The sequence below is a fragment of the Sinorhizobium sp. Y406 genome, from assembly GCF_058732025.1.
The window spans coordinates 1,301,969-1,326,511 of the sequence record NZ_CM178975.1; the positions used below are offsets into that span (position 1 = coordinate 1,301,969).

Below are 24,543 nucleotides of genomic sequence, written 5' to 3' on the forward strand. Positions count from 1 at the left end.
GGCGAGGTGATCATGTCAGTTGAATTCGAGAAGGCGGTTCAGGATCCTGCCTCGGTCTTTGACAAGCCCGAGGACGTCCTTCGAGATGCTTCACTCACGCGGGAGCAGAAGATCGAAATCCTAAACCGCTGGGAATACAACGCCTCGGAGGAGGCGGTGGCCCTTGAAGAAGGCATGCCGGGAGATGAAACCGGGATATTGAAGCGGATCCTGATAGCGCTCGGCGAGGTCGCTGGTCCCATCAATCTCGACCTGACCGCGCCTATCAAGCAGCACGGTCTATCCCGGAAGGCAGTGGGACTGCCGAACACCAGGAGGTAGAGGTCGCCGCAGCCAACAAAGCCGGCCGATGTGTACAAATGACCTACAAGTGGATCATGAATCCTGATGCCGATCTGGCCGGTGAAGACGACATGGCTCGAACGACGAAACCGAAGCGACCGAGCAATGGGAGGTGGATGCGGACACTGAGCTCGTGCGGTTTCGGCCGCACCATGTCGAAGCGAGCCTGCGGCCTATGTTCGGGGTGATGAAACTGCGCCCCTTTTGCCTGGTCAAGTGCAAGGCTGTCCCCCGAGATCGGGCTTAGATCCAGGCGTGACATCCCGGTCTTTGCATGGCGAAATGGGCTGTTATGGGCACGAACAGAAGGAGATGTCCGATGAGCTATTATTTTGCCAAGACGCTCTCCTGCGGGTTTGACGAGGCGGTGCACCGCACCACGGAAGCGTTGAAAAATGCCGGTTTCGGCATCATCACCGAAATCGATGTCAAGGAGACGCTGAAAAAGAAGATCGATGTGGACTTCCGGCATTACGTCATTCTTGGCGCCTGCAACCCGCGCATGGCGTACGAAGCATTGAAGATCGAGGACAAGGTTGGGACGATGCTGCCGTGCAACGTCATTGTTCAGGATGCTGAGGCCGGCAAAACGGAGATCGCAGCGATCGATCCCGTCGCCTCCATGCAAGCCATTGACAATCCGGGACTTCTGGAGACGGCAAAGCAGGTGCGATCCATGCTGGAGACGGTTGTCAAGGCGCTCTGAGTATGCCCGCATCGCATTTGGGAGCGGGCTGCCGTTGACTTCGGTCAATGCCCTGGCTGAGCGTGCGACACCTGCCACTTTATGGCGGCTTGACCCTACTCGCCATCGCGAACCCTCTGGATGTATCGCTGCCTGTCTTCCTCGGTGGCGCCGGTGGACAAGTCCTGACCAAGTTCGGCCCGATGGGCAACAGGGTACCAAGGACGCCCTGGGTTCTCTTGTTGCCAGAGCTTCTTCGCGCGCTGTTCGATTTCGCGATCGTCCACCTGCATCTCCTTCGTGTCCGGATCGGAGCATACCAGGACGATGGGCGCAAAGCGACGCGGCCTTGATGGAGCCTTTAAACGGCGTGCAGGCTCTTGCTGTTTCGATAGCCCGGTGTTGTCGCCAAATCGGTCAAGCCGGAGTCGACGTCGTCATCAGTCTTCAAGCTGTTCGGCTTCGCGCAGTTGGTGACCCCGCACGTTCGGCGATGTGTGCGAATGGCCGCCACAGCGGCCGGTATTAATCCCCAGGGCAAGGGAGGGCTCGACGTGAATGCAGGAGTAGTGATGTTCACCGACTCCAAAGTCACCTCCATGCAACACGAAAGCGTACTGTCGCACGGTCATCTCGGTCGATCACGGCCTCATCGTTGACACTGAAGAGAGCGGCCATCGGTTTGAGCTGCTGCGCCAGGCACGAGCTCGAACGCCATCGGGTGGGAAGCCTATTTTGAACGCTCGATCAGGAGAAGGCCATGAGCCGATTGCACTCGGAAAATCACCTCGTCTCCCGCATCGGCTGGCTAAGGGCGGCCGTACTGGGCGCGAACGACGGCATCGTTTCGACGGCCAGCCTCATCATGGGGGTCGCTACGGCGTCAGCAGAACCCTCGCAAGTCCTGGTCGCGGGCGCGGCCGGTTTGGTCGCAGGCGCGATGTCCATGGCAGCCGGCGAATATGTTTCCGTAAGCTCACAGTCGGACACCGAGGAGGCCGATCTCGCCCGAGAGCGCACGGAATTGGAAACCCAGCCGGACGCTGAGCTTGAAGAACTGACGCGAATCTACGTCAAGCGCGGACTGGCCCGCGATCTGGCAAGGCTAGTTGCGGTCGAACTCACCGCCAGCGGCTCTCTGTCGGCGCATTCACGCGACGAACTCGGAATTGTAGAACACATGTCGGCCCGCCCGGTGGAAGCCGCGCTGACATCCGCTGCCACCTTCGCCGTGGGCGCCGCGCTGCCGCTGATGATGGTCGTCCTTTCGCCCGCATCGAAGCTCGTCTACGTTGTTGCAGTGGCCTCACTGGCTTTCCTGGCCTTGCTCGGCGCGATCGGAGCAAAGGCCGGCGGCGCAAATGTCCTGAGGGCCACAACCCGCGTAACCCTGTGGGGAGCTGTTGCAATGACGCTTACTGCGGGTATAGGCGCACTGGTGGGGACAGCAGTGTGAAGGACGGCCGTAGCGCCACTGGGAATCCCCGCAGAACTACCAGTTGATGGCTGCCGACAGTCCTGCCTCGTCTTATCTGCAGGACGAATTGACCGCAAACGGCTGGCAGGACTATCATATTTGCGCCAAAACTAAGCGTCAGGGTCTCGGCGCTGGCGGGCGAAGCCGTCGGCATGGTTGCAGCGGCAAGCAGCGCGCGAATGAAAAAGTTCCACATTCAGTCCTCCTAATTGGCCGGTCAACCTCGTCGCTGACCGAAGTGTGAGACCCTGATCGTATGCGAAGGCCATTACCGTAGAGGTTCCTTCACCTGCCGCCGATGGTGACGCCTTTAGCCTGAATGGCCTCCGCCTTCTCTATCGTCCGGTTCCAGGCTTTGACCCGAAAGAGGTAGACGTCAAAGCGACGAGCGGCAAGTGGTGGCATGTGGAGGGAAAGCCGCTACGAATTCGCGTTAGACAAGCATCCAAGAAGAAAGCTTGAGCGCAGCATGGATGCCACTCTTCTGCGGTGACTGACGAAGCCAGCACATTCAGTCGACGCGGATCGGTCAAGCTCCTTGATCGCAGCGTCCTGTACGGCGGGGTCGCCAATCACGTAGCTGTCGTGCCTCACGGCGATGACGTCGCAACTCCGCTACCTGGGTGGGCGGTGGCGCATGTTCGGGAGAGTGTCTAGCCTTGGCTTTTGGGCACGCCGGTTTTCCGCAGGCCTGCCCGATCTCTGCCCTCTCGTGTCGCCGCAACTTGGGTGTCGCCGGTTGAGGCGTCCCTTACTGCTGGTGGAATGCGGGCAGTACCGAACCAGATAGCGCATTCGAGAAGGGAGGCTTCATCCTTGTTCCCGAACCGGAATTCATCGGTGATGAACTTTGCTAGTCGGTCGGCGTCTCGGCTGAGACGGGGAGTGCGAGTTTTGGAACAGGCCGCTTCGAAGACCTTCCGTATCAACGCGAGATCACGCGGACCAAGATGTTGGACTGCCAATTTGGGCGGTATGTGCACTGACACCTCCTATGAAAGAAGCGGGGTGCGGGCCATATCGGGCTTCGAGGAATGCTCAAAAGGTTGGCGTGCGATTACGCCACCTTCATTCTCCCATCGATTAATGGTTTCCGTTTTCGTTTGAACTGGAGTCTGATTTTGTCCGCCTGGCGCGTCGCCGCGCTTACAAAGAGCGGCGGTCAGTTGCGCCTTGGTCCAGACGCCCCGCTGAATAGTATCGGTCAGGAAGCGCGCCGCAGCAAGCTTTTCGGCGCTTTCATCTTCTGCTGTTGGTTCGGAATAACCAGCGACTTTTAGTATTTCCACCAAAAGGTTGATGTCTTCAGAGTCTAAATATTGATCTGGATTTTTGGAAGACATGCGGTCCTCGGCTCTCTAAGGCGCGTGCCAACTATATGATGCGCGCAAAGTTTCCCTTGTTCCATAGGCTCCCGGTAGCAGGCGGACGAGGTCGCAACTTTTTGGCAATGCCGACGGCGTGGCAAACAAGGGCCTGAGCGCACGCGCTCTTTGCCGCGAGTGCCGATCCGGCCCCAACGGCGGACGAGCGAAGCGCCGCCGAAGAGATCCGGCTCGATCGACATTGTATAATAGCGGGCCACGTTCTTGGTCGCGTCAATTCGCTGAACATACAGGCGGAACCAGTGCTGGGTCATGCCTGCGAGCTTGGCCTGTCGAGGACTGGCCGTCCAATGAGATTTATGAATCGGTCAGCGCTGACCGATTCAAGAATTTGATTGCAAGATCTGAGAGTCCGCCGCCACTCGGGAAGCATTGCAACCAAGCACGCTCTGCGCGTCTGTTAAGGCGTCGCGCGGCGCTGTGGTAACTTTGTTTGCGAATGTTGTGCTGAATTGTATGCGCCGCCTACATCCCATTGATTCCGTGTGTTTCTGAGCATTGAGGTTTCTGCCACAAGGTTTTCGGCAAGGCTGGAGATTTGGCATGGCGGATGGTGAAGGATTTGTCGGGCGATGCGAAGTTGTGGAGCCTCGTCGTGGAAACCGACGATGGCCCGATGCTGTGAAGGCGCGGATTGTTGCGGAGAGCCTTCAGCCTGGAGTTCGGGTCGCTGACGTTGCGCGTCGTCATGATCTCGTTGCGCATCAACTTTCTTGCTGGCGACGACAAGCACGTCAGGGTCTTCTGGCGCTGCCTGCCGAACTGATGCCAGCCATTGAGGACGGGCCTATCGAACCCGCTTTTGTGCCACTTGCGATTACGACGGAGCCGAAGACGGCTACCGATGCTTTGCCGATCCCGGATCCGGTCGCGGCCGCTTCGCAGATCGTGACGGTAGAAATAGGCGCAGACCTCGTGGTGAGGGTTCCCGGCGATGTGCCGGTTGATCGGGTTGCAGCCTTGGTGCGTGCGATGCGAGGGACGGCGTGATCGTCGCGGGCCAACGATTACCGATCCTGATCGCGACGCGGCCGGTGGACTTCCGCTGTGGCCATCAGGCGCTGGCATTGATGGTGCAGACCGAGTTGAAGCTTGATCCGCATTCCGGGGTGACGGTGATCTTCCGGTCGAAGCGCGGGGATCGCCTAAAAATCCTGGTATGGGATGGCACCGGAATGGTGCTGATCTACAAGGTTTTGGAGCAGGGAAACTTTGCCTGGCCCAAGGTGCAGGATGGAACGATGCGTCTTTCTCGGGCTCAATACGAAGCCTTGTTCGAAGGGCTTGATTGGCGACGGGTTATGGCGCAGCGGGTGACAGCGCCGACTGCGGCAGGATGACTCACCTGTTCGGTTTTGGCATTGTTTTATTGGGCTTTTCTGCTTCGATTTGCTATGAAGCTGCATGTCGCAGCCCATCGATCTCAGCCAGTTCCCGGACCTTCCCGTCGAGGTATTGAACGCCTTTGCGGCGGTGCAGTTCGAGCTGTCGGTGGAGCGTGCGGCACGTCAGCATGAGCAGGCGGTGGTGGCCGAAAAGGACGCCTTCATCACCGAGCTGAAGGAACTGATCGAGAGGCTTGAGGGCCAAGTTCAGGACTACCGCCGCACGAAGTTCGGGCCGAAATCGGAAAAGCTGGATCCGACGCAGATGGAACTGGCGCTGGAGGACCTGGAGACGGCCATTGCCGAAACACAGGCAAAGATCGCCGTCGTCGAGGAAAAGATCGCGGCGAGCGGACCCGATATCGGCAAGGACGTCCCTCGCAAACAGCGTAAGACGCGCGCGCTGCCGCAGGGCCTGCCGCGGGTCGAGCGGGTGATCGAGCCCGACAGCATTGCTTGCCCCTGTGGTTGCGGCAAAATGGTTCGGATCGGCGAAGATCGGACGGAACGGCTCGATCAAATTCCGGCGTGCTACCAGGTGATCGTCACGATCCGCCCGAAATACGCTTGTCCCAAGGGCCGCACGGGCGTGGTTCAGGCCAGAGCGCCGGCGCATTTGCTGGAAGGTAGCTGGCCGACCGAAGCCCTGTTGGCCCAGGTCGCCGTGTCGAAGCATTCCGAACATATGCCGCTCAACCGTCAGGCGACAGTCATGGCCCGGCACGGAGTGCCGATCGACCGCACCGTCCTGGCAGATTGGATGGGCAGGACGGGTGCTGCGATCGCGCCGGTGGTAGACCACATGGCCATGATCCTGAAACAGGGCAGCTCAAGACTCTATGTCGACGAGACCACGGCCCCGGTGTTGGATCCGGGAGGCGGCAAGACCAAAACCGGCTATCTCTGGGCGGTTCTGCGCGACGATCGCGGCTGGAACGGCTCTGCGCCGACTGGTGTGGTCTTCCACTACCGGCCTGGGCGTAAAGGCGAATATGCCGCAGAAATCCTCGACGGCTTCAACGGCACGATCCAAGTCGATGCCTATGGTGGTTACTCGCACCTCGCCACGCCGGACCGCACGGGCGGCGATCCGTTGAAGCTGGCCTTCTGCTGGGCGCATGGCCGCAGAAAACTGATCAAGGCCAAGCCGAAGAAGGGTTCGCCCATCGTCGACGAGGCGTTGCTGCGTATCGCCGCTCTCTACAAAATCGAGGACAGCATCCGAGGCCGTGATCCCGGACACCGCCAGACTGTGCGCCAGAACCTGTCCCGTCCGCTAGTCGATGAGTTCTTCACCTGGTTGTCCGCGCAGGCCGCGCGCGTCTCGCGCAAGTCCGACCTCGGCGTGGCCATGGCCTATATGCTGAGACGACAAGACGGCTTCCGGCTGTTCCTCGATGACGGCTGCGTCGACATCGATTCAAACCTGGTCGAAAACGCCATACGCAGCCCGGCCATGAACCGCCGCAACGCGCTGTTTGCAGGCCATGACGAGGGTGGCCGAAATTGGGCCCGCTTTGCCAGCCTGATCGGCAGCTGCAAAATGAATGGCGTCGAACCCTACGCCTACCTGCGAGATCTCTTCATCAGCCTGGCCAATGGTCATCTCGCGAAAGATATCGACGCCCTCATGCCATGGGCCTACGCGCAACGGACCAGCGCCTCATAGTGAGCTCGTCAGGGACTCTTCGATGAGCTCACGGGACATCCGCAAGCGATAGACCTGACCGTTGCAACCGCAAAATCAATGGGGTGGAGACGCCGCATACGCTGAATTGCTTGTAATGCCGTCGGAGATCGCGATGAAAACACGGACCACATCGGCCAGACGGTGCGTGACGCGAAGCTGGTGATCCTCAAGGACGTCAGCCACTTTGCGATGCTGCAGGATCCACAGGGTTACGGCTATCCGGGCCTTCCTCGACATGCACTAAACACCATCCCAGCCGGCCGCTTACTGCGCAGCGAAACCTGACTTCTGATCATATTTTGACCGTGAGTGCGTTCGTTTAGAGGATTAATATGATGAGGAGCCACTATTGTTTGCTCATGATCTGGGGCGAGGAGCTTGTCCATGTCCACGAACAATCGCGACCGTCCACTGCAACTCGGCGACCGAGCACCGAACGTGGTACTCGATGCGATCTCGCGGGAAGGCAAGATTGCGCTCAATGATTTTCGAGGCCGTAGCCCGTTACTGATCGGTTTGTTTCGAGGCCTACACTGTCCGTTCTGCCGGCGCCATGTCGCGGCGATGGCGCAACTCAAACCGGCCCTGCATGAGAAAGGCGTCGAATGCCTGGCGGTGGTCAACACGCCGGTTGAACGCGCGCGGCTCTATTTCCGGTACCACCCGACACCAGATCTTCTCGCGGCGTCCGACCCGGAGCGGGCCTCGCACCGTGCTTTCGGCTTGCGAGAGGTCGGTATGGACAAGGTCATGGCGATACGGGTCCATCTCCCGGGCGACTTGCCCGAGCCTATGGACGTAATGGCAATGAACGAGTTACTCAACAAGAAGGAAGGATATGAGATTACGGAAGCCGATCAGCAGATGATGGCTTCCGCCCAGGCGCAGCTTGTCGGTCAGTTCCTACTGGACCGGGCGGGGATCGTACGCTGGAGCTTCACTGAAGTCTTGGAGGTTGGCTATACGTTCAGGGCGCCGAATCCCGAGGAACTGATGTCGGCGGCTTCCGAACTTGCACACTAATAGATAGCCAAAAACTCGGCGGCAGGGCAGGGAGCTCACGCAACCTTACGCGGCTCGTACACCGGCTCGTCGATAGCCATTGAAATCGCTACGATTTCCGGGTGGGGGTACTCGCGTATCGTACCTCCGCTACCTGTCGGGCGAAATGAAAAACTGACCCCCTAACGAAGCGAAGAACTGACCCCCTCGTGTCAAAACGAGGAGGAATGGATGACTAGGGCGATTTCATCGCATCCTGCATTGTCGCGAACGATGCAGGGCGGGGATATGCTTCAGACTGACGAGGTGGTGGCAATGCTGCGGCTGCACGAGCTTGGTTGGGGTAGCAAACGTCTATCGAAAGAATTTGGATGCGCGCGGAATACCGTTCGCCGATATCTTCGAGAGGGCGGATCTGCACCGTTTAAACAGCCGCCTCGCGAGGGCTCTACTTCTATCCGCGCGAGAGCTTGGGTCAGTCTTTCGTGAGCTCATGCTCTGGGCGGACAAACATCTCGCAAACGGCTCCAAACACGACATTTAAGATCTCAATTCCTGGCCGGGCGCACTCGTCAGCCTGCGGCGCAACCTTTCAATTCGCACGGCAAAACGACCAGCGCCGAGCTTTGACCCTTGACGCCACGCGCAGGCGCATGTACCGATTGACACACTGTTTACCGATCGGTACAGTATGACGGCATCAGGAGATCAAGACCATGTCTGAACAGCGCCCGCCATTACCTCCCTTCACCCGCGAATCCGCGGCAGCCAAGGTCCGCGCCGCCGAGGATGGATGGAACAGTTGCGATCCGCATCGGGTATCCCTCGCCTATAGCGTGGACAGCTATTGGCGTAACCGCGCAGAGTTTGTCCAAGGTCGCGATAAGATCGTCGAATTCCTCACCAGGAAGTGGCGGAAGGAACTCGAGTATCGGCTGATCAAGGAACTTTGGGCCCATGACGGCGACCGCATCGGCGTCCGTTTTGCGTACGAATATCGCGATGACTCCGGAAACTGGTACCGGGCGTACGGGAACGAGAACTGGGAGTTCGACGAAAATGGTCTAATGCACCACCGTTACGCCTGCATCAACGACATGCCGATTGCGGAATCAGAACGCAAATTCTTCTGGGACCGGTCTGGGCCACGGCCTGCCGACCACCCGAGCCTTTCGGAACTAGGACTTTAGAACATGCCAAAGATCGTCGCCGAACGCTCGGACGTAATCCCATCCCTGGCCGAGATCTTTCGGGAATTTGGTTTCGATGGAGCGAGTCTTTCAACCATCACCGAAAAGACCGGCCTCGGAAAGGGAAGTCTCTATCACTTCTTTCCCGGCGGGAAGGAGGAAATGGCGGCCGCCGTGCTCGGCGAGATCGACCATTGGTTCGCGACAAAGGTCTTCGAACCGTTGCGGAGCGCGGATGATCCGCGCTCCGCCATCGTCAACATGTGTCACTTGGTTTCGGAGTATTTTCGCTCCGGCCGCCGTGTGTGCCTCGTTGGCGCGTTTGCGTTGGACAACGTCCGGAACAAGTTCAGCGATCAGGTCAGGGATTACTTCAGCGAATGGCGGAGTGCGCTCACCGAGGCAATCGAGAAGGCTGGATGCTCGCACCGAGATGCACTTGCGATCGCCGAAGAGACGATAGTTGCCGTTCAGGGGGCCTTGGTGCTCGCCAGAGCACTCGACGAACCGGAAGTCTTCGAACGAACGCTTGATAGGGTCCAGTCCAGACTTGTTGCTGCGACCCAGAGGGGAGACCAAAGATGAGGAAGCGCGAGACCAGTTCTGTCGTGCTTGCACCGTGGCGGATCAAGCGTGCCGTGGATTTCATCGAAACAAACCTCGCGAGTCCGCTTCACCTCGCTGACGTCGCCCGCGCGGCAGGCCTCAGCCCCATGCACTTCGCCGCCGGATTCCGCTCGGCGACGGGCCTCAGTCCGCATGCCTATGTTCGCGACCGTCGAATAGAGCGGGCAAAAACGAAGCTGAGGAGCGATGAGATGCGCATCGACGAAATCGCCATCGACGTTGGATTTCGCTCGCAGACCCATTTCATTACAGTATTCCGGCGGCAGACGGGACAGCCTCCCGCACGTTGGCGGCGATGCAGTGCCTGACTACGCCGGCCGGGCCCTTAGGCCCCCTACGAAGTTGCTGCAACACTAGCGTGTGTGAAGGACGGCTTGGAGACCGATACAGAGCACTGGATGCTCCTGATTAAGTCGCTGCGTCCAATGGAAGGCCGCTAAGTCTGCACTGCAGACGCTCATCGCCATCCCGTGAACTTCCGCCCTCCACCTTCTGCGACGGTGGGTCAACGTGAAAAAATCGACTCATTGCGGGCTTTTCTTGCCTCCGGCGAAATTCACAGAGAGCTTTCGCCGGGAACGGAGATACGCACGAAGCACGGATCTTCAACAAGGATGGGAAGCAGTGGGTGGCCGCCTACGCTGCCGGTGGACGATACCGAATCGACTTTGCCTTTCCCAAGGCTTCCATCGTATCCTCGACGCTGAGGAGGACAGTGGTCTCAATAGAGCTGAGCGCGCCTCCTGCGCCGATAGCAAGCGCGACAGCCGCCATCGATACGTTATCAGGCGCCTCCCACAGATTCCAACCATCATGCTCGCCAAAGGCGTACCAGAACCCATGGAGCTTTCCGCCGACGGATTCAATGTAAGTACGTGCCGCCTCTCGGCGATCCTCGGGGTTTTCGATCATGCGGGCCCACGTCTCGGGCGTGTAGCTGAAGCGCGTGAGATACATGGCCATGTTTTGCCTCCTCCTCCGTCAGAACAACACAGTTAACGCTCAAGCCGGGGAGAACGCGAGTCATTTCCAATGTGCGGACTTGTCGTGGTGAATGGTTTCAACTTCGCCGTTTTTGGGGCGCGGCGGGAAGCCCAGATAGCCTGTGCCACAATCCGCAGACGGCAGAACCACCTATTGCCGTCCTTCCAGATCGACGGGATGTGGGCAGCTTCGGCCAACAGCGGCCCGCCTTCATGCAGCAAAACGCCCGAAGGCATATTGGGGGGATCGGTTGAGTCGGTCCTCCACAACCAATTTATCTCCGAGTTGCGCGGTGGACCGGTTCCGCGGCACATGCCCGGAATGGGACACCACCCCCTCTGTCCCCGATGTGCTTCTCATGAGTCCGCTTTTCGCCAACAGCAGTCGCACGACAGTTTCCGATGGGTGGCTGGAATCGACCCAAATCCAGCATTCCCACTGGCCCGCCCGAAGGTCCGAATTGCGATCCAAAACACGACTTGGCGGTGAGCCGACCAATCCGTTCACGAGGGTGCGCCACTCGCCTTGGCGGAAGGTTAAACGCAGCTTAGGCTGGCGGCGGAACGCTCTGCTCATCAAAGGCGGGTACGGGACATCCTGCCAGGTTACCTGCGCCGACAGACCATCTCGACCGGGGCAATGAGCCCGCGTTCCAGGTTCTCGATCATGTTGGCGATCTTCTCCGACGCGTTTTGTCCCATATGGAGGTGTATCCCGAGTGGCGGCGGGCCGCTTTCGATGATGCGCATCCGTATCCGACGGAAAAAATCGAGAGCGAATTCCCTCCGATTTTCTTCCGCTGCGACAACAAAGCCGCTCCGCTCCAGAGCTTGTCGGAAAGTAGTGGGAGTTGCGAGAAACGAGAGGGCTGCCGTTTCGGCCCAGGGAACCGGATAGGACAGATCGCCGTCGCTGGTCCGCATCACTTCGTAGGCCCCAAAGACCCCGTCAGTCCTGAGCACGCGGGCGACTTCGGTGCAGAGCTTCTCCTGGTGATGTCAGGTTAAATCCGCCAGAGAACACTTTTGCGAGATACCTGAATCAGGCTGCTGCGCCGGTAACGGCCTTCCAATGCGCGATCGCCCTGAGGCGATGCAGATGGATGGCCATGGCTGAGTGTTTCGAGTAAGGCGGAACGAAGAGATTTCGGACTGCCGAGAAGACGGACAGGAAGCGTTGCAATCCGCCTGGCGACCGAAATCCTTGCATGGCCCGCTCTCGTTTTCGCAAAGGCAGATGCGAGTTCTCGGCGCGATTGTTCAGGCCCTTATGCGATCGATGCTCGACAGCCGACATGACCTGGCGTCGTGCCGCGCCATAGGAGCGAAGCTTGTCAGTGACGATGCGCTTCGGCAGGCATCCCTGCTTCTTCATCAACCTGATCAGGAGACGCTTGGCAGCCTTGGTGTTGCGCCGGCTCTGGACGATCTCGTCGAGAACGTAGCCGTCCTGATCGACCGCGCGCCACACCCAGTGCTTCCTCCCCCAATCGTCATGACCACTTCATCCAGATGCCACACATCGCTGGCCCTTGACGGTTTCCGCCGCAAACGGCCAGCATAATCCGGGCCGAACTTCTTCGCCCAGCACCGGACCGTTTCGTAAGAAACAACGATGCCGCGCTCCAGCAGCATCTCTTCCACCAGACGCAGGCTCAGCGGAAATCGAACGTACACACAGACCGCACGGGCAATGACAGCGGGCGGAAAACGATGACGCTTATAACTGACAGTGGCTCGGATCATGGCTACCGATTATCAGCCAAGGGCTTCAGCTACCGTTAACCTGACATCACCGCGATCCCCACTGGGCGGACCGCCTCTCGCGTTCGGGTCGGGCGGCCGCGGGAACAATTTTCGACCGAAACGGATTCCTCCGCCAGTTGCCACCTGGGACATGAAAGCTTGGCTTGGAAAACGATATTTGCCGGAAAGTCGCGGCCATGGCGGCGCGCAGGCCGGCCGATCATCAAGGAAGCGGAGAACGTCTGGCGCAGCGTGGCTGCAGAGCGCGTGGGCTTCCTCATCGATGCCGCCGCCTATTATGCATGCGTCGCGCGCGTCATGGAGCAGGCGGAGGAGCAGATCTGGATCACCGGATGGGACTTCGATCCTCGCATTAGGCTGCGACCCGAAGATCCGCAATCGGAGACGCTCGGGGCATTCCTGGAGCGGCTCTCTGGGCAAAGCCCGAAGGTGAGAATCCGGATTCTCATCTGGGCGATGGGACCGATCTATTCGGGAAAGTCCTTTCGGCTGTTTCGCCGGCAGAAGTGGGCGGCACATCCGCAGATCGAACTCCGCTTTGCAAACCACCGGGCATTTCGCGGCTCGCACCATCAGAAGCTCGTTTCGATTGACGACCGCATCGCCTTCGTCGGCGGCATCGACCTTACGGCGCGCCGCTGGGACAGGCCGGATCATCTGGCAGAAAACGATCTCAGACGCGATCCGGATGGAAAGCCCTACGACCCGGTGCATGATATCCAGATGGTGCTGGAGGGTCCGGCGAGCCGAGCCATCGGGGATCTCTGCCGCGCGCGCTGGAAATCGTCGGTCGGGGAAGAGATAAGCCCTCCGACGCGGCAGGCCGCCGCGTGGCCGGCCGGCACCGTGCCGATCCTGACGGATTGCCGGATCGCGATTGCGCGCACCGAGCCGGAATACGGCGACCGCCGGGGGCGGCAGGAGGCCGTAAGGCTAACCCTGGATGCGCTGTGCAGCGCGAGCCGCCACATCTATATCGAGAACCAGTATTTCGCCTCGAAAAGGATCGGCGCGCTGCTCTGCCGGCGCCTGCAGGAGCCGGCCGGCCCGGAAATCGTCGTGGTCACCACCTTCAGTTCGCACGGCATTCTGGAAAGACTGATCATGGGGAACAATCGCGACCGCCTTGTCCGGCGGCTGAAGCAGGCCGACCGCCATGGCAGGCTGCGGGTAGTTTATCCTGTCGTCCCTGCAGCGGATGGCTCCGAACAGGAAGTGATCATCCATTCCAAGCTGGTCGTCATCGACGAGCGGTTCCTTCGCGTCGGCTCGTCGAATTTCAACAACCGCTCGGAAGGGCTTGATACGGAATGCGACGTTGCCGTCGAAGCCGCGAGCGATCAGCAATGCGCGGCAATTCGGGAAATACGCAACGGCCTTCTGGCGGAACATCTCGACGTCGACCCGGCGGAAGTCGACGCCACGGTGCGGGAGACCGGTTCGCTCGCCGCCGTCATCGACAGGCTGAACGTGAACAGGCGCGGTCTGCGGCCCTTCGACGGGCTCAAGGAGGACGGGGCGACTTCGCTTGTCTGGGGCACGGACATCGTCGACCCACGCCGGCCGGTCAGGCCGCTTCACGATACGCTCGTCCTCGTGCGGCGCTGGGGCGGTCAGCTTTTCGCTTTGCTGGCGAGGCTTTTCGCCCCGTCGAAACGAAGAAACTCCGCGATCGACAACGAGATTAACCCGAGCGGCAGCGGCAGAAAAAAGTAGATCGCCCGGAATGCGATCAGCGCCCCGATATTGGCGGTCTGGCCGAGCAGAAAGGCAATCGTCGCTTCGAGCACGCCGATTCCGCCTGGGACGTGGCTGACAAGGGCCGCGACATTGGCGCCGACATAGGCGGTCGCGGTCTCGAGGAAAGCCGGCGTCCCGAATGCCAGCACCAACTGATGCAGGCACGCGCTGACGCAGAGGAAATTGGCCGTGCCGACGACCACCTGACCGGCTGCAAGCGGCAGGGAGGGCATTTCGAAGGTCCATTGGAAAAGACGCACCGATCCCCGGAGCAAGCCCGCAAGCATCACATAGCTGAGCGACCCCGCCAGGCAGGTGATGCCGAGCAGAAGGGCCCCGGTTCGCGACAGCCCGATGATCCGCGCCGCGCTCTCCGGCACGGCGAGACAGGAAAGGCCGGCCAGGGTGGCAAGGCCCAGGCCGACGGTAACGGCGCAGAACAGGATGATCTTTGCCACTTCCTCGCCGCTGAAACCCCAGCGTGAATAGAAGCGGTACCGAATGGCTCCGCTGCTCAAGGCCGCCACGCCTACATTGTGGCCGATCGCGAGGCTGGTGAAGGAGGTGATGGCCACGCGGCGATAGGCGAGCCTTTGCCCGACATAGCGAACCGCAAGCGTGTCGAACAGCGTCAGACAGAAATAGGAGAGGCAGACGAAACCGATACCGGCGAGCAGATGGCCGAGGGGGATCTGCAGGATCACACCCAGGATTTCGCCGAACGTGTATCGGCTGAGCGCCCGGTATATCAGCCAGCCGGCGACGCCGATGGCGGTGAATATGAACAGACGTGCAATAATCTTCTTTGACAAGGTCCCGTTCCTCGGTCGCGTCCATCGGAACGAAATGCAGGTCCCGCGTGTTCCCGGATGCGAAAGGGCTGCACAGGGAATGCCTCGAGCGATACGCCTGCTGACCTACAACGTTCACAGCTGCTTCGGCACCGACCGCAAGCTCGACCCTGCGCGCATCGGCGAGGTCATCCGCGAATGCGGCCCCGACATTATCGCGCTCCAGGAGGTCGACGTCGGCCGCGCGCGCAGCGGCGGGATGGACCAGGCGCAGATGATCGCCGCACATCTGCGCATGGAGTCTCAGTTTCATCCGGCCCTCCACCTGGAGGAAGAGCGATATGGCGATGCGGTGCTGACCGCCCTGCCGATGCGCCTCGTCAAGGCGGAGTCTCTGCCGTCGTCCGGCGAGCCCAGAGGCGCGCTCTGGGTCGAGGTCGATATCGGCCATCTCAAACTTCAGGTCATCGTCACCCATCTCGGATTGCGCGGCGCGGAACGGATTCGTCAGGCGACGGCGCTTCTGGGTCCCGGCTGGCTTGGAGGAATACGGCAATCGGAATCGCGCGTGGTTCTCGCAGGCGACCTCAACGCGGTTGCGCGCTCGTCCGCCTACAGGGCACTTGCCGGACATCTCAGGGACGCCCAGCTTCTTTCGAATGCCAGGCCGCGGCCGACCTTTCCGTCGCGATTGCCGCTTCTGCGCCTCGATCATGTCTTCGTCGGCGACGGAATAGGCGTGAAGGCCTGCCGGGTGCACGACAGCCCGCTGGCGCGCTCGGCCTCCGATCATCTGCCGTTGCTGGTCGAGTTGGAACTGGAACCTCACAGGCGGTCTATCGAAAAGGATAACCTGCCCACCTACGGAAGCGGAGCTCCGCCGCTCCCTTGACCTCCCGGCCGGCTGGCGATGCGTTTGGCGATCAGCCCCGGGCGAGCGGCACTGCCCATCCGTGCAAAGTTGATTGTACGTCCTCTATAGCGCCGGCGGCCGTCCTCGCGGGCGCTTGATGCAATGGCTCGATATGCGGCCGGCGACGACGCCATCCTCCGACGGCTGAACCGGGATGCCGTGCTTGCGAAAGACGGCCGTCGCTCAGTTCATCAGATCGTAGGGGATGCGGTAGCCGTTCTCTTCCAGCCAGCCGATCAAAGCCTTTGGCTCGTCGGTCTGGATGATGGTGGCGCCGCGGTCGATCCAGAAGCCCCAGCTTTCCTGCGGCAGGCCGTCGAGCACGGCACGCTCGTCGCCGCGCCCCCCCGCCAACATGCCCGGCGGGCGGTTGACGATCGGATAGGTGTTGACCCAGAGGTGCCAGTTGCCGCGGATAGCCTCGGCGCGAGCCTTGGCGGAAAACAGCACGCCGCCGTCCTTCGTCATGGGCGTGCCGTCGGCATGCCAGTGGACGAGCTCGGCCGCCGGCGCGCCGAAGGTATCGGTCGCCTGGGCCATGAAGCGGGCATCATGCACCGCGTCGTCGGCGAGGATCGGCATGAAGGTGACATCGGGTCCGATCGCAGCCATCAGCGTCCGGGTGTCGGCGATGCGGCGCTCGTTCCAGAGGTTTTCCTTGATAAGGACCTGGTCGGCCATTCCGAGGGCGCGCGCCTCGGCGGCGATCTCGGGCAGGACCGCCGCCGTCAGCTTGTTGTCGATATTGACGAGGATTCTGTCCTTCGCCACCAGAAGCGCCTCCTTGAGGGTCGGCACGGTCTCGTCGGTCACGATGCCCCGGCCCTCGACGATCAGCCGGCAGTTCTTCAGCTCGGCCACCGTCCGGGTCTTGGTTTCGCCGCGGCAGGTCGTCGTGCGATCGAGGAAGTCGTCATGCATAAGGACGAAAGTGCCGTCCGCGGATTTGCGCACATCGAGTTCGATCATCTCGGCGCCGAGGGCGATGGCATTGCGGATGGCCTCGAGCGAGTTCTCCGCCCGGACCATCCGGCCCTGATCCTTCCAGCCGGTGCGGTGGGCGACGACCATGACGTGGCGCCGCCAGTCGTTCGCGTGTTTCAGCCGGTCGAGGATCTGGGTCGCGCGCGTCGTCTCGGCAGAGAATGCCGGCGGGCAAACGAAGGCGAAAACGAGGGCGGAGAAGAAGAGAGCTGTCCAGCGCATGCGATTCGCTCCTGAGCCGATTTCGGTTCTGAAGCGACTAGGGGCCGGGCGTGACAGCGCCGTGAATCAGCGATGACAGCTCGATGAACCCTTTGTATCAGGACGATGACGATCCAAGGAGGCAGAGGGGCCGATCAGGCGCCTGGCGGCGGCAGTCGCGTCCCGAAGCCGTTGAGGTCGGGACCGGCCGCAGCCTTGGCTGTGGGCCCGGAAGATCGTGACCCGCGAGCGAGCCACCTCAAAGGGGAAAGAGCAGATAGATCGCCACGCACGTGGCCGCGCCGACGATGATGTTCATCGGAATGCCGACCTTGAGGAAATCGGAGAAGCGGTAATTGCCCGCGCCGTAGACCAGCGTATTGGTCTGGTAACCGATCGGCGTGGCGAAGCTGGCGCTGGCTCCCAGCATCACAGCCACCAGGAACGCCCGGGGGTCCACGCCGAGCTGATTTGCCAGGCCAATGGCCAAGGGGGTGATCAACACGGCGACGGCGTTGTTGGTCACCACTTCGGTCAAAATTGAGGTGAGCGCATAAAGTGCGACGAGCGTCACGAACGGCGGCAGGCCGGCTATCCAGGGAGTGAGGCTGTCGACAATGAGCGCGACAGCGCCGGTGCTGGCAAGACCTTGGCCGACAATCAGCATGGCGATGATCAGGATCAGGATCGAACCGTCGATCGAGCTCCAGGCCTCGTCGGCATCGATACAGCGCAACAGAAGCATGGCCGCGACCGCCAGCATGGCCAATATGCCGATGTCCATCAGGCCGAGCGCCGCGATGGCCACAACCGCCGCAAGCGCGAGGACGGCGATGGGGGCCTTGCCGCGGCGGTAAGGCCTGCCGCTCGCCCGAGTTACCGAGACGAGGTCGGCATCGTCCATGAGCGCATCGAGATTGGCCGCCGGTCCTTCAAGCAAAAGCTTGTCTGCCGGGCGCAGCCTGACATTCTCAAGGTCCGGACCGGGTATATGCTGATGGCGGTGGGCCCCGAGCACACGAATGCCATAGCGGCGGCCGAGCGCCAGATCCACGAGTCGCTCACCGGCGCTCGCGCGATGCGGCGCGACCACGGCTTCCACCGGCACGGCATCCTGGGCACGTTCCACGCCGCGGCGCAGCCCGACACGCAACTCCGGCTTCTCGTTCAATGTCAAAAGCTCCGAGGTCGTCCCGAAGACGATCAGCGAATCGCCCTTCTTGAGTATCCGCTCGCCGAGATCGGTGCGGATCACCTCGCCGGCGCTGCGCAGCGCCTGGATCCTGAGGCCGGGCCGATTGAAGTCGGGAATCGCGCGGATCTTCCTGCCGACATATTTGTCGTCGCCGCGGATGGTGATCTCGGACAGGAATTCTCCCTCGGCGCTTGGCGCGGCTTCGTTCACGCGACGGTCCGGCAGGAGATAACGCCCGAGCAGCAACATCGTTATCGTGCCCGCCGTGGCCGCCACCATACCGATCGGCGTTATCTCGAAGATGGAGAAGGGCGCGAGTCCTGAAGACCTCGCCACGCCGTCGACCAGGATGTTGGTCGAGGTGCCGATCAGCGTGCATGTGCCTCCGAGTATCGCGGCGTAGGAGAGGGGAATGAGCAGCCGGGTGGCGGCGATGTCGAGCGATCGCGCGAGTCGCATCACGATCGGCATAAGGATGAGAACAACCGGCGTGTTGTTCATGAAGGCGGAGGCTGTGACGGTCGCGAGGAGAAAGATCGCCACCGCGAATGTGGGCTGATGGGCCGCACGTGCGATCACCATGCCTGTCAGGCTCTCGAGCACACCGGTCCTCACCAGCGCACCGGAAAGGACGAAGAGCGCTCCAATCGTGATTGGCGCGGAATTCGAGAACGCGCTCATTGCGTCGGTTGCCGGAACGAAGCCGAACAGCAGGAACAATGCCGCGCCGCCGACCGCCGTAACTTCGGGAGGATAACGTTCCACAACGAAACCGATGAGCAGAAGCAATATGATCGCCAGGGCGACATAGGCTTCATAGCCGGCGAGGAAATTTGCCATTCATCACCCCTGGATGAGCCACATCGGGCCGCGCCATTCTCCTCCTCTGTCGCCATTTTGAACCGGCGCAGGGCACAAGGAGTGTGAGAAATGCGGGCTAGTTCGGCTGGGATCTGCCCAGGCGGCTGAGCGCGTGGCGAATGTTGGAAACCTCATGCAGACACCACAGGGCCTATACCAGCGAGAATTGACTCCGTCTTGTGCCAAATGGAGGTTTGGCATGACGGCAGCGATTTCGCTACGTGTAGACTTTGACGGACCTGCGCTCAAGAGGCCGGCGAAGACGGCAAGGCGCGCCGCTCGGGTTCACGGCGGAGAACATGGCGGAGGCAGCGGAATCCTGGATGACGCCGGCAAGCCCTTCCGGCCTTCCGACTGGCTTGCGTGGCCAGTCGAGACCTTGTTCAAAGGTCTCGAACGCAGGATCCAAGGGTCGCACAGCGCCCGCGCGTCAGAACAGACGTGAAGCGCCGCATGTGACGCGAAGCCGCTGTCCGCTCAATAGCCGCCCACGATCGGCAGGATTTCGCCGGTGATGTAGCTGGAGCAATGCGGTGAAGCGAGGAAGACGTAGGCGGGCGCGATCTCCTCCGGCTGGGCCGCCCGTTTCATCGGCGTGTTCGAGCCGAATTTCTCGACCGCTTCGGCCGGCTTGTCGGAGGGATTGAGCGGCGTCCAGACCGGGCCGGGTGCGACCGCGTTGACGCGGATGCCTTTCGGCACGAGCTGACCGGACAGAGCGCGCGTGAAGGCGTGAATGCCGCCCTTGGTCATCGAATAGTCCAAAAGGTCCTTCGATCCCTCGAGCCCCGTCACCGAACCGGTATTGATGATCGCCGATCCGTTCGGCATGTGCGGGATCGCGGCCTTCGCCATGTAGAAATAGCCGTAGAGATTGGTCTTCAGCGTCTCGTCGAAATGCTCCTCGCTCAGGTCCTCGATGTCATAGGTATGAACCTGGAAGGCCGCATTGTTCACGAGAACATCGAGATGGCCGAACGTCTTCACCGTTTCTTCCACCGCCCGGCGGCAGAAGGCGGGGTCCTTCACGTCGCCGCGGATGGTAAGGCACCGCCGGCCTTCCTTCTCGACGGCTCTCCGGGTGTCGCTTGCGTCCTCGGTCTCGTCGAGATGCACGATCGCCACATCCGCGCCTTCGCGCCCGAAGAGCACGGCGACCGAGCGGCCGATTCCGGAATCGCCGCCGGTGATCAGGGCGACCTTGTCCTTCAGCTTGTCGGACCCCTTGTAGAAGGGCGCATCATACATTGGCTGAAGCGGCAGTTCGGCCTCGCTGCCGGGCTTTGCCTGGTGAACCTTCGGAAGCGGCGGTTCGGGATAGCGCCGGGCGCCGGCCTGCATCGAACCCTTGCTTTCAGGCTTGCCCTTCTTGTCGGCGGCCGCCACTTCGGACTGGATCTCGCGTTGTTTCCTGGCGGTTGCTGAAGATTTCATGGGGAGGCTCCTTTCGGTTCTGGCTCTAGAACTCGTGCGGCGGGCAAAAGTTGCGCGACAGCGGTCGCTTCGGCACACGTCGACCTCCTGAAACTTGCGACGCTCACGTAGTTCCGGGCACGTCGAATGGCAGGTGTTGTCTCCCTGAGCCATGACTGGCGCGGGGGGCGGGCGCGTCAGAGTACGAGCATAGCGATGGTGCCCGCGGCCATCACTATCGCGGTGAGGCCGCCGCCGGCCGCCATCCACCAGGGCGCGGTCAGTTTCCCCATGATGCGCGGATTGACGGCCATCATGGTAATGGCCGCGATCAACGGGGCAGCGAGCATACCGTTGATGACCGCACTCCAATAGAGCATCAGGAACGGATCGAGGCCTGCAAGGAATACGGCGACGCTGCCGAGCGTCGCTGCGGCTATGGTCCCGTAAAATGCCTTGGCCCTTTTGAGCGGCTTGTTCAAGCCCTGCGGCCACTGGAAGAGTTCGGCAACGGCATAGGCAGCGGATCCGGCCAGGACGGGGACTGCCAGCATTCCGGTGCCGATGATTCCGGCGGAGAATACGACGAAGGCAAACTCGCCGGCGATCGGCCGGAGAGCCTCCGCCGCCTCGGCCGACGTTTCGATGTGGGTCACGCCGTTCTGGTGAAGCGTGGCCGCCGTCGCCAGGATGATGAACAGCGCCACGAGATTGGAAAAGCCCATGCCGACAAGCGTGTCGAGGCGGATACGCGCCAGTTCCGGTGCGGCTGCTGCGGGCTCCGCCTTCAGCCTTGGCTGCTGCCGACGGCTGAGCTCCTCGATTTCCTGCGCCGCCTGCCAGAAAAACAGGTAGGGGCTGATCGTAGTGCCCAGAATCGCAAGCAGCGCCATTGCGTGCCGAGCATCCAGGGAAAACTGCGGGAGGAAAATGCCACGCAGTGCCTCCAGCCGGGGGACCTCAACGGCAAGGACGACGGCAACATAGGCAAAAAGCGAGAGGGTCAGCCACTTGAGAAAAAGCGCATACCGCCGGTAGGGAACAAACACTTCGAGGCAAACGCAGATTATTGCAAAGAGCGCCGCGTAGAGGACCTGTGGGCCGTCGATCAGGAGGTAAAGGGCTGCGCCCATGGCTGCAAGATTGGCGCCAATATTTATGAAGTTTGCCGCAAACAGCATCGACACGGCTGTCCTTGCCAGCCACAGGGGATAGTGCCGGCGCAGGTTCTCGGCAACGCCACGGCCGGTAACGGCACCGATGCCGGCGCTCAATCCCTGGACCGTCACCATGAGGGGGTAGGTGAGGATCATCGTCCAGCCGAGGGTGAAGCCGAATTGCGCGCCGACTTGGCTGTAGGTGGCGATGCCGCTCGGGTCGTCATCGGCGGCCCCGGTCACGAGACCTGCGCGCAGACCTTTCAAAATGTGCAGCGCCTTCGGTTTCGCGGGTGTGTGGGGTTTCGCGGGTGTTTGGGGAGACGAGGTTTCCGTCATATCAGGCCACCCCAGGCGTCCGATCGCCGACGACCGCAACGAACGTGCCGCTTCCCCGCCAGCAGCGGAACTGCGCATGTTCACTTGAAGACTTCCATCTGCGAGCGGTCATCCAGGCTTTCCGACGCAATTCCTTCCCTACGGTCCCGCCTTGCAAGCGAGCGCGGGAATAATGCCGCGGCCATCATCTTGTTCCGCCTTCCAGGCGATCAGCCACACCCCCTCCCACCTTCCAGAGCCTTGTGGAAACACTCAGGGCACCGTGACGACGATCGCGGAACACCGTCCGCTTCCCCTTCGGCAATAGCCGTGGCTCACGCTGGAATCGAAATAGGCGGCGTCCCCTTTTCCAAGCAACACGGTCTCCTCGCCCACCGTCAGTTCGAGCTCGCCCTCGATTATGAAGACCAACTCGGCACTTCCGTGCTGGTGCGGGTCGGACGGTCGCGAATCCATCGGGAATTCCGCATAGTAGCTCTCCATCCGGCGATCCGGAGCCGGGTAGTCGAGGCTCTCGAAGAGGTAGGCAGGCGGCCCCTTCGCCGGCGGCTCCGGCAGGCGCAGGCGTTCACTTGCCCGAACGACCGAGACCAGCGGTCGCTGCCGGTCGCGGCTGAAGAAGTGATCGAGGCCGACGCCGAATACCAATGCGATGCGCACGAGAGTGGGAAGCGTGGGGAAGAGCCGCCCCCGTTCGATCTTGGACAGCATCGCGGTGGAAAGCCCCGTATGCGCCGCGAGCTGTGTCAGGGCGAGCTGCTTCTTGAGGCGCAGCGCGCGGATCCGCGGTCCGATCTGATAGCGCTCCAGTTCCGTTTCAAGCGTCTTTGAGAGTCCGTCCATATCAACTTGTTTTCTTCTCATGCCCTGTCGATGCGGCATCTTATCATTTCATGAAAACAAATGTAACTATCACGAAAACTTGAGTGGAATGAAAATAAGATTTCTCTAAATGAAAAGGTGGCCGCAGGCATGACGCCGACGGTTCTGACCAGGAGTTGAAGCATGAGGTTCAAGTTTGCACAGAGAGCGGCCATCGCCGCCGCAACCATGGGATTGGTTCTCGGGGTAAAGGCGGGCGTTGCCGCGGAAAAGGACATCGTCGACACGGCCGCCGCGGCCGGGCAGTTTCAGACGCTTGCTGCGGCTATCGACGCGGCAGGTCTCACCGAGACGCTGAAGGGAGCCGGTCCCTTTACGGTTTTCGCCCCGACCGACGACGCCTTTTCGAAACTGCCCACAGGCACGGTCGAGAGCCTTCTGAAGCCGGAGAACAAGGAAAAGCTCGTTAGCGTGCTCACCTATCACGTGGTCCCGGGCAGGGTCCTGGCGGCGGACGTCGTGAAGCTGAACGAGGCAAGGACCGTCAATGGCAAGGCGGTTTCAATCAAGAGCTCCGGCGACGGCGTAATGGTCAACGACGCTCATGTGACGGCGGCCGACGTTGACGCGTCTAACGGTGTCATCCACGTCATCGACAAGGTGATCCTGCCGCCGGAAGGCTGATAAGGGGTGCTGGAGGGGTGCGCCGTCGGCGCCCCCTCGATGGAGGAAACCATGAAGACTGTGAATCTGATCACGCTCGCGCTCATTGTGGTGGGGGGATTGAACTGGGGTCTTGTCGGCCTTTTCGGACTAGATCTTGTGGCTGCCCTGTTCGGCGCCGGCTCGGCACTGTCCCGCATCGTCTATGTCGCGGTTGGTGTTGCCGCCGCGGCGCAGCTCGTGCCGCTCTTCTCCGGCTTCGGTGGCGGCAAATTCACCGCCGAACGGGGCTGATGATCAGAGGCAATCGGACGCAAAGGTCGCTGGAGCACTGGCTGCCTCCCGACGCGGGCATCACCAAAGGCGAAGGATCATGTCTGTCAAATGGGTGGAAGTGAACGACCGCATGCAGCAGGGCTACCATTATGCCTTGACCGCGACCGCCGGGGAAAACTTTCATGAGGACTTCACGCCGGAGCTCACACCTGCCGAGATGCTGGCCCTTGGGGTGTTCGGCGGGAAATATATGACGGATTGCCTGGACGAGTTCCCGGAAGAGTGGTTCGTGGGCGCGCGGCTGTCGCCGCGACGAGACCCGGAACTCAACTACTTCGGAGTCGATGCCGGTCAGCCGCTCAGCGTGTGGCGTGCCAAAGGGTGGATCCATCCCGATGATCCGCGCGGCTGGTTCCAGTGGTACTGCCGCTATTTCCTGGGTCGGCGGTGGCCGGGTGAAGACGACCGCCAGATCGGGCGATGGAATGCCATGCGGCGCCATCTGGCCCAGCTTCGCCGCCATTGCGAGCCGTGCGAATGGCGCTGCCGCCCGCGGCAGCGCCAGGCGCTGCTTCAATGGGCTTATGACAGCCGTGGATTTGAAGGGCCGCAGCCAAGCCTGCGACGTCATCGCCAAGGAGAATCGGCGAACAAA

24 protein-coding genes and 5 pseudogenes are annotated in these 24,543 nt (G+C 61.1%); 17 read left to right on the top strand and 12 right to left on the bottom strand.

Annotation, left to right across the window (positions count from 1 at the left end; genetic code table 11):
- The first annotated feature begins 12 nt into the window (after window positions 1–12).
- Window positions 13–321 carry a hypothetical protein gene (locus tag AC4P1R_RS22960; protein ID WP_492177954.1) on the top strand — a complete coding sequence of 103 codons (309 nt, stop codon included), beginning with the start codon at window positions 13–15 and terminating at the stop codon, window positions 319–321.
- A gap of 340 nt (window positions 322–661) precedes the next feature.
- Window positions 662–1,048 carry a DUF302 domain-containing protein gene (locus AC4P1R_RS22965; RefSeq protein WP_492177955.1) on the top strand — a complete coding sequence of 129 codons (387 nt, stop codon included), beginning with the start codon at window positions 662–664 and terminating at the stop codon, window positions 1,046–1,048.
- A gap of 95 nt (window positions 1,049–1,143) precedes the next feature.
- Here the strand turns inward: AC4P1R_RS22965 and AC4P1R_RS22970 are convergent, their stop codons facing one another.
- Window positions 1,144–1,314: a hypothetical protein gene (locus tag AC4P1R_RS22970; protein WP_156433236.1), complete on the bottom strand. Its 171-nt coding sequence runs from the start codon at window positions 1,312–1,314 to the stop codon at window positions 1,144–1,146.
- Window positions 1,315–1,787: 473 nt separating this feature from the next.
- On the opposite strand from AC4P1R_RS22970, the gene AC4P1R_RS22975 reads away from it, so the two are divergent.
- Entirely contained in the window at window positions 1,788–2,483 is a 696-nt protein-coding gene (locus AC4P1R_RS22975; RefSeq protein WP_492177956.1) for a VIT1/CCC1 transporter family protein, read from the top strand.
- A gap of 1,013 nt (window positions 2,484–3,496) precedes the next feature.
- Here AC4P1R_RS22975 and AC4P1R_RS22980 read toward each other — a convergent pair.
- Window positions 3,497–3,847 (bottom strand): hypothetical protein, encoded by a 351-nt coding sequence (locus AC4P1R_RS22980; RefSeq protein WP_492177957.1) that lies wholly within the window; start codon window positions 3,845–3,847, stop codon window positions 3,497–3,499.
- A 140-nt stretch (window positions 3,848–3,987) separates the two neighbouring features.
- A pseudogene (locus AC4P1R_RS22985) lies at window positions 3,988–4,143 on the bottom strand (WGR domain-containing protein); the annotation flags it as partial.
- Window positions 4,144–4,432: 289 nt separating this feature from the next.
- Here AC4P1R_RS22985 and tnpA point away from each other — a divergent pair.
- From tnpA to AC4P1R_RS23030, 9 genes and pseudogenes are all read left to right on the top strand, one after another.
- On the top strand, window positions 4,433–4,879 hold the full coding sequence (tnpA, locus tag AC4P1R_RS22990; RefSeq protein ID WP_113133470.1) for an IS66-like element accessory protein TnpA: 447 nt from the start codon (window positions 4,433–4,435) through the stop codon (window positions 4,877–4,879).
- Window positions 4,876–5,229 carry an IS66 family insertion sequence element accessory protein TnpB gene (gene tnpB / locus AC4P1R_RS22995; RefSeq protein WP_159415856.1) on the top strand — a complete coding sequence of 118 codons (354 nt, stop codon included), beginning with the start codon at window positions 4,876–4,878 and terminating at the stop codon, window positions 5,227–5,229. The genes tnpA and tnpB overlap by 4 nt, the downstream gene beginning before the upstream one ends.
- Before the next feature lie 64 nt (window positions 5,230–5,293).
- Window positions 5,294–6,943 carry an IS66 family transposase gene (gene tnpC / locus AC4P1R_RS23000; protein ID WP_247961104.1) on the top strand — a complete coding sequence of 550 codons (1,650 nt, stop codon included), beginning with the start codon at window positions 5,294–5,296 and terminating at the stop codon, window positions 6,941–6,943.
- Between the two features lie 117 nt (window positions 6,944–7,060).
- Window positions 7,061–7,249 (top strand): annotated as a pseudogene (locus AC4P1R_RS23005) (hypothetical protein); the annotation flags it as partial.
- A gap of 99 nt (window positions 7,250–7,348) precedes the next feature.
- On the top strand, window positions 7,349–7,987 hold the full coding sequence (locus AC4P1R_RS23010) for a peroxiredoxin-like family protein (protein WP_492177958.1): 639 nt from the start codon (window positions 7,349–7,351) through the stop codon (window positions 7,985–7,987).
- A 210-nt stretch (window positions 7,988–8,197) separates the two neighbouring features.
- Window positions 8,198–8,416 (top strand): annotated as a pseudogene (locus AC4P1R_RS23015) (IS21 family transposase); the annotation flags it as partial.
- Window positions 8,417–8,682: 266 nt separating this feature from the next.
- Entirely contained in the window at window positions 8,683–9,156 is a 474-nt protein-coding gene (locus AC4P1R_RS23020) for a nuclear transport factor 2 family protein (RefSeq protein ID WP_492177959.1), read from the top strand.
- A gap of 3 nt (window positions 9,157–9,159) precedes the next feature.
- The gene (locus AC4P1R_RS23025) at window positions 9,160–9,741 is read left to right on the top strand and encodes a TetR/AcrR family transcriptional regulator (protein ID WP_492177960.1); all 582 of its coding nucleotides are present in this window, start codon (window positions 9,160–9,162) and stop codon (window positions 9,739–9,741) included.
- Window positions 9,738–10,091 carry a helix-turn-helix domain-containing protein gene (locus AC4P1R_RS23030; protein WP_492177961.1) on the top strand — a complete coding sequence of 118 codons (354 nt, stop codon included), beginning with the start codon at window positions 9,738–9,740 and terminating at the stop codon, window positions 10,089–10,091. The genes AC4P1R_RS23025 and AC4P1R_RS23030 overlap by 4 nt, the downstream gene beginning before the upstream one ends.
- 328 nt (window positions 10,092–10,419) lie before the next feature.
- On the opposite strand, the gene AC4P1R_RS23035 is transcribed toward AC4P1R_RS23030, so the two are convergent.
- From AC4P1R_RS23035 to AC4P1R_RS23045, 3 genes and pseudogenes are all read right to left on the bottom strand, one after another.
- A complete protein-coding gene (locus AC4P1R_RS23035; RefSeq protein ID WP_492177962.1) occupies window positions 10,420–10,746 on the bottom strand; it encodes a GYD domain-containing protein in 327 nt (108 codons plus the stop codon).
- A 626-nt stretch (window positions 10,747–11,372) separates the two neighbouring features.
- On the bottom strand, window positions 11,373–11,516 hold the full coding sequence (locus AC4P1R_RS23040) for a hypothetical protein (RefSeq protein ID WP_492177963.1): 144 nt from the start codon (window positions 11,514–11,516) through the stop codon (window positions 11,373–11,375).
- A 292-nt stretch (window positions 11,517–11,808) separates the two neighbouring features.
- Window positions 11,809–12,512: pseudogene (locus AC4P1R_RS23045) on the bottom strand (IS6 family transposase).
- A 159-nt stretch (window positions 12,513–12,671) separates the two neighbouring features.
- On the opposite strand from AC4P1R_RS23045, the gene AC4P1R_RS23050 reads away from it, so the two are divergent.
- Window positions 12,672–14,249, top strand: a complete 1,578-nt coding sequence (locus AC4P1R_RS23050; RefSeq protein WP_492177964.1) for a phospholipase D-like domain-containing protein — start codon at window positions 12,672–12,674, stop codon at window positions 14,247–14,249.
- Here the strand turns inward: AC4P1R_RS23050 and AC4P1R_RS23055 are convergent.
- Complete coding sequence (locus AC4P1R_RS23055) at window positions 14,147–15,085, bottom strand: putative bifunctional lysylphosphatidylglycerol flippase/synthetase (protein ID WP_492177965.1); 939 nt, start codon at window positions 15,083–15,085, stop codon at window positions 14,147–14,149. The two genes, AC4P1R_RS23050 and AC4P1R_RS23055, sit on opposite strands and share 103 nt — an antisense overlap.
- Window positions 15,086–15,119: 34 nt before the next feature.
- Between AC4P1R_RS23055 and AC4P1R_RS23060 the strand changes: the two genes are divergently transcribed.
- Complete coding sequence (locus tag AC4P1R_RS23060; RefSeq protein WP_492177966.1) at window positions 15,120–15,956, top strand: endonuclease/exonuclease/phosphatase family protein; 837 nt, start codon at window positions 15,120–15,122, stop codon at window positions 15,954–15,956.
- 204 nt (window positions 15,957–16,160) lie between these two features.
- On the opposite strand, the gene AC4P1R_RS23065 is transcribed toward AC4P1R_RS23060, so the two are convergent.
- From AC4P1R_RS23065 to AC4P1R_RS23085, 5 genes are all read right to left on the bottom strand, one after another.
- The gene (locus AC4P1R_RS23065) at window positions 16,161–17,183 is read right to left on the bottom strand and encodes a glycerophosphodiester phosphodiesterase family protein (protein ID WP_492177967.1); all 1,023 of its coding nucleotides are present in this window, start codon (window positions 17,181–17,183) and stop codon (window positions 16,161–16,163) included.
- Window positions 17,184–17,421: 238 nt separating this feature from the next.
- Window positions 17,422–19,197: an SLC13 family permease gene (locus AC4P1R_RS23070; RefSeq protein ID WP_492177968.1), complete on the bottom strand. Its 1,776-nt coding sequence runs from the start codon at window positions 19,195–19,197 to the stop codon at window positions 17,422–17,424.
- Window positions 19,198–19,695: 498 nt separating this feature from the next.
- Window positions 19,696–20,652, bottom strand: coding sequence for an SDR family oxidoreductase (locus tag AC4P1R_RS23075; protein WP_492177969.1), 957 nt, complete (start codon window positions 20,650–20,652; stop codon window positions 19,696–19,698).
- A 176-nt stretch (window positions 20,653–20,828) separates the two neighbouring features.
- The gene (locus AC4P1R_RS23080) at window positions 20,829–22,055 is read right to left on the bottom strand and encodes an NRAMP family divalent metal transporter (protein WP_492177970.1); all 1,227 of its coding nucleotides are present in this window, start codon (window positions 22,053–22,055) and stop codon (window positions 20,829–20,831) included.
- Window positions 22,056–22,379: 324 nt separating this feature from the next.
- Window positions 22,380–22,970, bottom strand: coding sequence for a helix-turn-helix domain-containing protein (locus tag AC4P1R_RS23085; RefSeq protein WP_492177971.1), 591 nt, complete (start codon window positions 22,968–22,970; stop codon window positions 22,380–22,382).
- 207 nt (window positions 22,971–23,177) lie between these two features.
- On the opposite strand from AC4P1R_RS23085, the gene AC4P1R_RS23090 reads away from it, so the two are divergent.
- The 3 genes and pseudogenes from AC4P1R_RS23090 to AC4P1R_RS23100 all read left to right on the top strand — a co-directional run.
- Entirely contained in the window at window positions 23,178–23,633 is a 456-nt protein-coding gene (locus tag AC4P1R_RS23090) for a fasciclin domain-containing protein (protein ID WP_492178825.1), read from the top strand.
- A 51-nt stretch (window positions 23,634–23,684) separates the two neighbouring features.
- A complete protein-coding gene (locus AC4P1R_RS23095) occupies window positions 23,685–23,906 on the top strand; it encodes a DUF378 domain-containing protein (protein ID WP_151612692.1) in 222 nt (73 codons plus the stop codon).
- 79 nt (window positions 23,907–23,985) lie between these two features.
- Window positions 23,986–24,483 (top strand): annotated as a pseudogene (locus AC4P1R_RS23100) (hypothetical protein); the annotation flags it as partial.
- Window positions 24,484–24,543: the final 60 nt, after the last annotated feature.